Below are 11,405 nucleotides of genomic sequence, written 5' to 3'. Positions count from 1 at the left end.
ATTTTACCAAATGTACATTCCATTAATGCAACGCAAAAAATCTTCGGATGTATGGTATATACTTATTATATATATACCAATTAAAAATCCTAACAGATAAAGCAAATCGCTGGGCACCATAATTTTTTTATTTCCTTTTTTATTATGCAATTCCATATTACTTTGAACAATTATTCCGTAAAATAAAGGAGAGCAGTAAAAAAAAATTCTTTGCATCTGCATACTTATAGCATATAAAGGTATTATAAACAACAAAAGATCCATAATTTCACCTAATTTTTCGATGGAATTTCTATTATAAAACACATACTCTCGGCTCTGAAAACATCTATTATATGCTTTCAACGAATAATAGTATACTATTAGCTGATGTCCGGCTGCGAAAAAAAATCCTGTAGCATTTGAACGCATTCCTTCTTGAAAATATAGTCTAAAACGCAAAAGATTTTTTGCAACAAACTCATTAGGGATTCTCCCTGCATATGCTTCTATCCATAGACTCATAATATCAGTAATATTAAATATAAAAATAACAGAAACACATGTTCCTATAATACAAAATATATGAAAATTTTTATAGCTGACATTTACCAATCGTGGAATCAAAAGAACCAAATAAATTATCGACATTATATGAACAAAACTTGCTATGATTACACAAATAATATATTTCATATAATCGTTTTTTTTATCACTGACTAAAAATGGCAGTGCATATACTATAATCGCCCCTGCAAGGCTATTTCTCATCTGCGTAATAAAGCCTGACAGAAATGGTACTATAAAAAAAAACACGCTTACTAGCGCCGCATAATTACTATACTTTTTTATTCCCTTATATAGTAATATTACTATAATTATACACCATATGCTTCTAAAGCAGTCGAATGATAAACCATTTTCCCAAGATAATTGTCTAATATAGTCAAAGAACCATTCTTTTGAATGAAAAATATGTTCATCATATGCTCTACGATAATTTGCAATGTCATAAGAATCTTTACAGAGCAACATTAAACATAAAAAAGTACATATAATAATTGTATAGCATTTTTTCGATTTATTGAAATAAAAGCCCATAATAGTAATTGCAAGCCATATCAAAATGAACAGAATCAATTTAATTTCTTGCATCACAAAATTCCTTTTCTGTGTTAACCATTTTATAAATCACCTTATCTAGTTTATATTCGTCCAATTCTTCGTCTGATATTGTTTTAAATTCTTTCTCAAGGAAATCATTAATTTTATTTATATCATCAATACCTATAATAAAGAATCGACTTGGATGATACAGTCTGAATGATTTAATTGCCGAGTTATTTGTAATACATTTAATTCCATTAAATATGGCTTCGTAATCTCTCATTGTTATTGCAGTTTGCCCGTCTGGCATTAAGTTTAGAACAGCTCTGCTTTTTGCAAGTAATTCTAAATATTCGGTATATGTGATAACAGGTCTATAATACTTTTTCTTAAATTTTAGATAGCTTCTATTTGGGCTTATTCGAAAATACGTTTTTAATCCTAACTCATTCAAAGTGTTCTCTAATTGAAACAATTTTTCTGCTCTTCCCTTATCCCGTCCCACAAAAATAATATCATAAACAATTTTTTTCTTTTCTTTGATTTTGTAGCAGTCAAAATATCCATTTGGCTTAAGTTTCATATTATACTGATAGCAATCATCAGGGTCGTAAGACCATTTTTCAATGGAACTGTCTTGTAGATCGTCTGGATTAATATTTGCTCCTACACGATTGTCAAAGTCAAGCAAAATACGCGCATCCTTTTTTTCTCTCCTAAGCCATAAAAGGAAATCCACTGTCATTAACGGATCTTTTACAAAATATATTTTTGCATTGTTTTTTTTAATATCTGGATTATACCATAAATTTTTTTTAGGCAAATCTAATCCAAACCAGATTTCACGAATAATCCTCATAAAAAGATTATAATCTTTATATGGAATCACTGTATTATATCCTTCTTTTTTCATTGCATTATGCCAGTAATCCCCTTGCCTTAAGCAAGGTCTAATAAAGCATATTTCACTTTTGTTAAATTCAGATTCTTCTTTCAATCCTTTTCTCCTATTTTAGTATGGTCAACTCTTCTAAACGTAATCCTATTCCCAATCTTCATTTTCAATTATTATTGCCCAACCCAGGATATAGGCGGCGGCAAGCATATCTTATTTTTTCATCACTATAATTGCCATTGCTATTTTCAAATCGTCATCTGATATATAGCCGATATCCGACGATATGTCTTCCCTTTTAATTGGCAGCTTTTTAAATACTCTGGTATGTTTTACTTTCACATCGTTAAATCCAACATCCCTTATCATTTTACACATTGCGGAACACGATATACGATTAGTGTAATTATCCATTCTATAGTGAATATCATCTTCCCATACAGATTCCGGAAATCGTAGTTGATTCTTTCTGCCTCCCATATGATCTGTAAAATCCACAGTATGATAAGATGTCCCACCCTCACGCATAAAACGGTAAATTTCTTGAATAGTTTCGGAAAAAATATTTTTACGGATATGTTCAAGCACCGCAAAAGAAAAACAATAATCAACACTGTTATCAGGAACTTTCTTATAACCTTTCATCCCATCAATACTATAGACTGCGTTGATTTTTTTGAGATAAGATTTCCATGTTTCGTCTGTACTAATCTGGGGAAGCAGCCGCTGCGCCATATACTCTCTCTCAAGTTTTAGATCTGTAAGAACCGCAGGTGAATCAACCTGTGCAAAGTCGGCGATCTCAAGAAGTATTTCTTTCTCAGCTCCCATTTGGTATTCAAGGAATGCATGTGACAGGTGCTGCCCTGGTCCAAGTTCACATATGGTTTTTTCTTTGAATTCAGTAATTTTCAAATTTTCTAGAGCCTCATAGAGTTCGCTATTATACTCCTCCATTTCTCGAAACTGCTTAATGCCTTCTGTCAATTTTAAATTTCCTTTTGCCTCCTGTAGTTTCATAAAATAACGCAATCTCCAAGGAATGCGAGATTTTATAGACCTTTTGAATGCCTCATGTATTTTCATTTTAACCTATTCCTGCATGATATTCGTTAGTCAAATATCATATCCCTTTCAGCTTAATATTGTGATCTAAAATTTTCAATTACAGTTTATTTTTCTTTTTCCTGTAACCCGATCACTTAACCGATATGTATTGCTACTACATTAGCATTTCACCATTTTTGAATCACTTTCATTTACTTCTACTTCGCTCATATAAGCTTCAACTACTATTTGGCGGTCAAATTGTTCCTCTACTAACTTCCTTGCTTCTAATCCCATAATTCTTTTTTGCTCAAATTCTAATTCTATAAACTGCTCAATAGCAAGTATAAGCTTTTTTGTATCCTTCTCCGGAATTAAATATCCATTCACCCACTTATCCACTACTTCACGGCACCCAGCTCTATCAGTAGTTATAACTGGCCGTCCGGAACTACATGCTTCAAGCAAAATATTACTTAATCCTTCTGGATAATACGTTGGATGTACCACACAATGCATCTCGCCAATAAATTTCGCAACATTCCTTATCGTTCCATGATAAATGACTACACCCTTTTCTTCCATTTCTTTTAGTGTACCCTTGTACTCAGCTTCACAAAAACCGCAGACATGGAACTCCGTTGCCGGATATCTTTTTCGAATTTCTTCAGCTGCTGCAAGATACTGCTCTATTCCTTTTTCCTTCATGATTCTGGAAATAAAAGCAAATCTAACAGGTTCTCCGGTTCTTCCGTCTCCACATTCCGGATAGAGGGTAATTGGATAACGCTCTAAATTAACACCACTGCCTGGAAGTAATTTATGTTTTCCAAGAGCAATTTTCTTTTCTTTAAAGAATGCTTCGTTCTCTCTGTTTTGAAAAAATACTGTTTTAACATTAGTGAATGCAATTTTATAAAGCAGAAGTGTAAGCTTCTGCTTGACACCGCCATTTTCTACAGCAGTACCCAAGCCTGTAATATTTGCCACAAATGGAATATGCGCTTCTTTTGCTGCTATAGCTCCATATATATTAGGTTTAATCGTATACCCCAGTACAATAGTGGGCCGGATATCCGCGATAAGTTTTTTATATTCTTGCAAAACAAAAAAGTCCGCTATGGGATTCATCCCATGGCGGTCAATAAAAATTTCATGATATTTGGCTCCAATTGTAATAAGGTCGTCAATCCTTTCTCCATAAGGAGAAGATATATGTACTTCATATCCCTCTTCCAATAACCGTTCTACTAATTCCAGACGAAAATTATAAATAACCACATCATGATTTACAAGAATCAATACTGTTTTTGATTCTTTTTTTCTTCCCTCAGCAGCCTCTATTGATTCTTTAAAATCCCTCACTTGGTAATCGATTCCGTCATATACTGATATTTTGTGGCTGTAAATCGAATATCCAAATGCCTTATCTATTATTTTTCGAATCTTTCCTGGAATCCTGCCCACAAAAAAGACAAAGGGATTAAGTATATGTGTAAGGTATGTATTTCCACCCGCAACTTTGCTGATTTCCTTCACCATCTCCGAAGTCTTTACATATTCTTTATTTTGTGGAAAAAAAAGTCCTCCTTCCCCGGATAGTATAAGTAATGCTAAAAATTCACATAGATTCTCAATATAAAGCATTGAGCGGTAATTCTCCACATTTGGAAAAATCGGCAGCCTTTTCGCCCATTTAGCTAATATTGGATAGTTTCCCTTACTTCCTTTCCCATAAATCATTGGGGGTCTTAAAAATGCCACTTTGAATTGAGCACTATTTAGTTTTTTTATCCCTATTTCTGCCTGCCATTTACTATCACCATAGCAATTAGATGGTGATGGCGCTGTAAATTCGTCTATTATTTTTTTCTTGCCATAAGGGGCTGCATCACCATAAACAATCATAGAGCTCATAAAGACAAATTGCTTGACCCCTGATTTCTGTGCTTTTTTTGCTGTTTCAATTGCCAACTGAGTGTTTACTAAATAATATTTACGTTCGGTTTCCTCATCTACATCACCTACATCTGCATGTGCAATTCCCGCCACATGAAAAACAGAATCATATACAGAAAAATCATAATCTCTCCAATTTTGATTAGTCATATCTAATATATCAATGCTAATATTTTTACTATAATTCTCTTCCACATAGCCTTTAAAGGATTCTCCTACATAGCTTCCAGCCCCTGTAATAAGTACCTTCTTTTGATTATATATACTTTTGTCTATATTGAATTTCTTTTTATATCCATAGTCTTCTATGTGATCTATATGACTCTTCTGTAGTAGGTTCACCTTAAAATTATTCTCTTCTGCATATTTCTCCTTCCTATGTATCTCTCCTGTCCCCCCTTCTACAATACCATCATGCTTCAATACACCTGCCAGCGTACCTAATAAACAGCGTATGTCCTGAAGAGCCGCTTTAAAACCACCTTTGCGAAGTGTAGCTGTATACTCACCGTCTATTCTAGCCTTATCTACTATTTCCAGCTCATCTCTGCCGCTAATCTGAGCCAGTCCAGTAAGGCCAGGCATGATGCTGTTCGCAGCGTACTTGTCTCTCTCAGCCACCAGATCATCCTGGTTCCAAAGTGCCGGACGCGGGCCAACTATAGACATTTTCCCCCTGAATATATCCCAAATTTGCGGCAATTCATCAAGGCTCGTCTGTCTTAACACTTTGCCGACTCGTGTTATATATTTCTCTGGATGAATAAGCATATGTGTCGGCACGTCATGCGGTGTTGACATTTTCATGGTGCGAAATTTATGGAGGATAAATGGCTGCTTATCTTTTCCTATTCTTTTCTGTGCAAAAAAAATCGGACCTGGATCATCAAGATAAACAGCCCCGCAAATAATAGCAAAAATAGGAAACAGCAAAATCAAGCTCACAAATGAAAGAATTTTATCTATGACTAATTTTACTTTATTTTCGTAAATTCCCAATTTATTTTGACCGTCGCAGCTCTTAACTAAATGCACACTATCATCTAATCTTTCCATCTCAGAACTTTTCTTTGCAATCCTCTGCATAAATACATAAATGCCTGTAAATACAGTAATGCATGTTATTAAATTTTGTATGAAACGCTTTTCCCTTTTCAACTTTTTCTCAATTTCCTCTCAAAGAAAAACTTATATGTATTAAGGCATGCTTCGCCATCTCAGGGTTATTTTAAACTCTGAAATAGCGTAGCACTCTGTCCGTCACTTCCTGCACAGCGCGCGAAGCGTCAAATGCTTTCAGCAACTTCTTCTGATTAATAAATAAAGGCAGGAAATTCCCCAACATACTTACAAATTATCTGTTTGCTGATCCAGCCCCTGCCTGTTGCTTAATATTTCTAAAAATACATTTAGCCCAAATTTTGTACTACTATTTTCTCTCCACAACCCCCATCCCCAAAGTAACTTCCACCGTCCTCCCCAGCAACGGAACTTCCATCACCACCAGTCTCTTATGCCGCAAAACTTTCTTCACCTTCCCCGCGAAGTCCTTCAGCGGCCCTGAAGTTACCACCAACTTGTCCCCTTCCATATACCCCTCCGAGTACTTTACCACATGATCATCCCCGCCGAGCCGCCTTAGGCATTCTTCCTCTTCCTTTTGAATCGGTGTCATTTCTTCTCCAGTCCTCAGCACTTTTGTCATGGCGTAAACTCTGCTCAGACGTTTGTGGAAATCCTCAATTCGCTCGGTCTCAATAAACACATATCCCGGGAAGAGCCTGGATGTTATCAGCGTCCTCTCCCCGCGAACCTTTGTCCATCTTTCTGCCAGCGGAACAAACACATCCTCGCCGTCCTCCATTACCCTGTCGCGGCATTGCCGGGCAATCTCCAGTTCACGTCCGGTATAGACCTGTATGACATACCACATATCAGCTTTTCTCCGTGATTTCCAGACCTATGCCTACCAGCTTTTCCCTGCCATCCAGTCTCATGCTGATGAAGCCTTTTCGTTTGTGGCGGTCGATCTTTTTGATCCTGGATTCCATTCCGGCCAGCACACCGGATCTGACTTTGAGAGTTCCCTTTTCAATGACGCCATAGGACATTCCGATTTCGTCTTTTCCGTTTGTCAACCTGGTCAGGAGCTCTTCCTCCTCCGGTCTGATGGGACAGAAGCTGCTGCCGGCTCCTAGGAGCCTTGTAAATTCCGTCATGCGTTCGAGCGCTTCGGAGACAGGCTGAGGGTCATCTGTGATCAGGAACATATAGCCGGGCAGAAGTCTTTCCCGTTCTTCGTGCCATTCACCCAGATATTTTTTCTTTTTTACGTAATACAGGATCTTGCAGTCCTCGTAAGAATTGTCCGGAAGCATCTTTTCGACACGCTGTCGCATGGGTTCTTCCTGGCCGGTTTTTGTCTGTATCACATACCACATTTCTGCCAGCTCCTTTTTACTCGGATTTTATTCCTGCTTTTCCCTTTATTTCTCCGGTTCGTGCAGTCTCCAGAATCCTTGTAAATCCAGTGTTTTCAAGGAATTTGGCTGGGGAAATAACCATGGTTTATTCCCCAAAAGGTCTTGAAAAAATATATTTGATGTGCTAAGATAATTTTCGATGATTTGCAGGAAATAGTATTCATTTTTTTCTGTTTCCAATTAAAAACGCAGATTATTTGATTTGTTTTTTGATTTTATCTGATATTTTATCATTAAAAAAAATGGGGAAAAAACCATAGTTTTTTCCCCATTTTTCTCTGTAAATATCTGGTGAGATATTTCTCACCTAATGTTATGCACTTGTTATCCCATTTTTCTGAAGATAATAGCCGTACCTGCTTTTTGCCGTCTCTAAAGCTCCAGACTGTTTTCTTTCAGCAGAAAATCATAGACGCTCATTGTTATGATCCCTTCTTCATCTCTCGTAACATTTACAACATCCTTCACAACAATGAGCTTTTTAAAAGATTGTATTCTGACTGATATTGGACTGAATCGAACTTTTAAACGTGGCTTCGATCTTTAGCGGATTGGTAAGTGAACCGACCGCGGAGTCCAGAATATTGATCATATCCTCCAGTTCCTGCGTTTTTTCAATCTGATGCCTCTCAACGATATCCTTTAAATAGGTCTCCTGAAAAAGGTTCGTCAGATAATGGATCTTCTGCTCTTCTGTCTTCATTGTTACCGTAAGAGGAAGTCCTCCATAAACAACGTACTCTGCCCATCCATGATATATATCCCCATCAAAAGCTTCCATAAATTCCTTCTATGTATTCTTGTAATGCCTTTGTTCCTCTGAAAAACTATCGGTTACATTTTTCTATTCTTTCATATTTAGGGATTATTTTACCAAATGCATAGATTTATGAACAGGTACGGATTATTTCCTACTTACAATAAAAATATCCTTCATCATAGAAAGAAAAAGAGGTTTCTAAAGATGAAGGGTAACGAAATAGCACTAAATGGATTAATTGAAAAAGGTTGGCGCAGATCTGGGAATAGACGCTCTATCTGCCCCCCATGTAAAAGCCTTCCTGGGAAAATATGAAGATACTCCTGGAAGCCTTTATAATGGTGCTGCTATGCTAGGAAAAAACTTTCTGCGGTATTAACCGGCAGCCCCATTCGTGAATCAATTTTATTCAGAAGTTTGCTGATTCATCTGACTGCCATATATTGCAGAAAACATTTCCAAGTCTTTTTTGGTCGTAATCTTAAAGTTCTCTTCGTCCCCGGGTATAACGGCAATATCCATGCCTGCCATGACCGCCGGTTCTGCTGAACCATTAATACGCAGAATCTGATCTGGCATTAAAATTCTGTTTGCTTCATAATAGGGCTGGAGGCGGAATGCCTCCGGCGCCTGGCCTGCAAAAATTTTGCTTCGTTCCAGCAAAGATGTTATTTTCTTTTTATCACTGCTATAATACATCGTATCCTTCATCGGCAAAATTGGCACAGCCCCCTCGTGATCTTCAGCAGCGTCCAAGCAGTTTGAAATTAATTCTTTTGTTACACAAGGGCGCACGGCATCATGAATCACTACTACCGTATGATCTCTATAAGATAAGATATCTTTCAGCCCCTGCAGGATCGACAGCTGCCGATTTTTTCCAGGATCAGAAAAGCCCAGAAATTTTTTTCGATAGGATTCTTTTTCTCTTTCCAAGTCCATTTTGTCCTGAATAAATCTCCTCCACATTACATCAGCTACAATCTGTATTCCATCAATTCTTTCATGTTCCGCAAACTTTGCCAGACAATAAGAAATGATCGGCCTGCCTTGCACTTCTATGTATTGCTTGGGAATCTCCGCGCCTAAACGTTTCCCCGTTCCTCCTGCTAAAATGATTGCAATATTCAAAATGATCATCCACCCTTTTTACGCTCTGATTCAAATATAGCTTTGCTGTTTTATGGTTATGCCTTTAAAATTTTAATTCCCGTATATTGTTCAGTGTTTCTCCATACGGCTTGTCCTTGCCAAACAGCAATGTTGTCCCAAGCACAAAACCTTTTACTCCCTTCGGAGCAAACTCTATGATCTTATCTGCACTGCAGGCTCCATCCCAATAAATCTCAAAATCCATATCCTCTTTTAAAGCCAGCAGTTTCGTGATCTTCCTGCCTACATATGGAAGATACATCTGCCCGGCATTTCCCGGATTCACTGACATAACAAGAACTTTCTTCACAATACGGAGCATCTCCATGACCGTTTCTACAGATGTCCCTGGATTAATGGCAATCCCCGGGATCATGCCCGCATTGATGATGCTCTGCAAAGTCGTAGACGGATGGTACTCTGCTTCCGGGTGGATATAAACCGTGTCTTCCTTTCGTAAATTGGATAAAAACAGATCGATCCGGTTGTTTGGATGTTCGATCATCATATGAACATCTAACGGTTTTGGAGATTCCTTGGCTATATATTTCATATCATTTAATGACATGGCAAAATTAGGCACATAACGTCCATCCATGATATCAATATGAAATGAGTCAATTCCGCCTGCGGTTAATTCTTTCACCTCTTTTTCCAAGTTGCCGTAATCCGCGCACATCATGGAGGCCATAAGTTCAAATTGCATAGATTAGTCCTCTCTTTTCATGTAAAATAAAGCATGATCATACCAGTTTATCCAATATTTCATCGGCTATGTTCCAGGATATTGTTTCTTTATTGTCAATATCATTATAAATTGACAGATCAATATAAACTATTTTCGGTTTTTCCGCGGCATCTTCTTTTTCTCTATATCCTGCCATGCAGAGTTCACAGTTTAAAGGACAGACCATGTGTGACTTTTCGGGATATATTCCCTCATTGGAGCCGGCCGCCCCACAAGGATATAAGTTACAGGATGCCCCCCGGATACAATCAGCTGGCAGGATCATGCAGTCCGCCTGAGAATCATGATCAACGATCTGTTCTTTTGTTACAACAATATGTTTTACAGCATCAGCCAGCATCTGTATACTGCATACATAATATTTATTGAAAAACAGTCTCTCACCCTCCGGAAAAAACTGGCAGAAACAGCTCACAGAATCTGCTTTTATTCTCTGAAGCTTTGCTCTGTCTAAATCAGAAAATCTGTCTCTTGTCAAATTCCATAGATGGCAGACCTGACTCCAGAACAGGCTTCTTAGCTCATCTCGATATGTTTCAAAACTCCCATCCTTTTTGAAACGTTCCGCTAATTCTCTTAATGATCTTATTATAAATGGAAGTTTTGAAGCGTCATTAATTATGCTTCCCTCCCGGTTTCTTAAATAGCAGTACATTGCCTCCTGCACATAATAAATACTTTTTGCTTTCGATATCAGATAAGGTACTGCCGAAATATCTTCATAGGCATGCGGCGGTAATTTCACATTATTTTCAGTGAACAGACTTCTCTTGAACAGCTTCGCACACAGGAATGTCCTGCACTTACAAAAAAGGAATTTTTCCATACCGATACATACCTCGCCGCCCAAAAGCCTCACAGCAGATATTTTATGTATTTCTTTTCCATCCGCCTTTTCCACATAGCGCATGTCGCAGATAACAATATCATTTTGGCCTTCCCGTGTCCCAGAGAGCATCTCTTTTACAAAGTTCTTTTCAATCCTGTCATCTGCGTCAAGGAAGGCTACATACTCTCCAGAAGCCATTTCAATTCCCTTGTTCCTGCTGTTTCCCAGCCCCATATTGGGCTGATCCACCACTCTGATGCGCGAATCCGATCTCTCCCAATCCCTGCATCTGCTCAATGTATCGTCCGTGGAACCGTCATTGATCAATATTACTTCAAAATCCTGGCAGGACTGGCCTGCAACAGATGCAAGGCATTGTTCAATATAATCTTCCATATTATATACAGATATGATAATCGATAATTTCATACAGCTCTTCTGCTCCC

The 11,405-nt window shown here is 37.6% G+C and carries 10 protein-coding genes; all 10 read right to left on the bottom strand.

Annotated features, from left to right (window positions below):
* Positions 1-3: 3 nt before the first annotated feature.
* The 10 genes from EBB54_RS27180 to EBB54_RS27135 all read right to left on the bottom strand — a co-directional run bounded on the left by EBB54_RS27180 (position 4) and on the right by EBB54_RS27135 (position 11,388).
* A complete protein-coding gene (locus tag EBB54_RS27180) occupies positions 4-1,134 on the bottom strand; it encodes an EpsG family protein (RefSeq protein ID WP_125129769.1) in 1,131 nt (376 codons plus the stop codon).
* Positions 1,121-2,083 carry a CgeB family protein gene (locus EBB54_RS27175; protein ID WP_125129768.1) on the bottom strand — a complete coding sequence of 321 codons (963 nt, stop codon included), beginning with the start codon at positions 2,081-2,083 and terminating at the stop codon, positions 1,121-1,123. Before EBB54_RS27175 ends, EBB54_RS27180 begins: the two co-directional genes overlap by 14 nt.
* 111 nt (positions 2,084-2,194) lie before the next feature.
* Entirely contained in the window at positions 2,195-3,001 is an 807-nt protein-coding gene (locus EBB54_RS27170; protein ID WP_162307221.1) for a methyltransferase domain-containing protein, read from the bottom strand.
* Positions 3,002-3,208: 207 nt separating this feature from the next.
* Positions 3,209-6,043, bottom strand: a complete 2,835-nt coding sequence (locus tag EBB54_RS31500; protein WP_243127835.1) for a sugar transferase — start codon at positions 6,041-6,043, stop codon at positions 3,209-3,211.
* Between the two features lie 373 nt (positions 6,044-6,416).
* Positions 6,417-6,920, bottom strand: a complete 504-nt coding sequence (gene loaP, locus EBB54_RS27160; protein ID WP_125129766.1) for an antiterminator LoaP — start codon at positions 6,918-6,920, stop codon at positions 6,417-6,419.
* 1 nt (position 6,921) lies between these two features.
* Positions 6,922-7,428 (bottom strand): antiterminator LoaP, encoded by a 507-nt coding sequence (loaP, locus tag EBB54_RS27155; protein WP_125129765.1) that lies wholly within the window; start codon positions 7,426-7,428, stop codon positions 6,922-6,924.
* A gap of 523 nt (positions 7,429-7,951) precedes the next feature.
* Complete coding sequence (locus tag EBB54_RS27150; protein ID WP_243127834.1) at positions 7,952-8,251, bottom strand: ATP-binding protein; 300 nt, start codon at positions 8,249-8,251, stop codon at positions 7,952-7,954.
* Positions 8,252-8,635: 384 nt separating this feature from the next.
* A complete protein-coding gene (locus tag EBB54_RS27145; RefSeq protein WP_125129764.1) occupies positions 8,636-9,361 on the bottom strand; it encodes an IspD/TarI family cytidylyltransferase in 726 nt (241 codons plus the stop codon).
* A gap of 64 nt (positions 9,362-9,425) precedes the next feature.
* Positions 9,426-10,088 (bottom strand): ribulose-phosphate 3-epimerase, encoded by a 663-nt coding sequence (locus tag EBB54_RS27140; protein ID WP_125129763.1) that lies wholly within the window; start codon positions 10,086-10,088, stop codon positions 9,426-9,428.
* A 37-nt stretch (positions 10,089-10,125) separates the two neighbouring features.
* Complete coding sequence (locus EBB54_RS27135) at positions 10,126-11,388, bottom strand: glycosyltransferase family 2 protein (protein WP_162307220.1); 1,263 nt, start codon at positions 11,386-11,388, stop codon at positions 10,126-10,128.
* Between the last annotated feature and the right edge of the window lie 17 nt (positions 11,389-11,405).

This window comes from Schaedlerella arabinosiphila (genome assembly GCF_003885045.1).
Lineage (GTDB): Bacteria > Bacillota > Clostridia > Lachnospirales > Lachnospiraceae > Schaedlerella > Schaedlerella arabinosiphila.
This window is presented reverse-complemented; position numbering and strand designations above follow the sequence as displayed.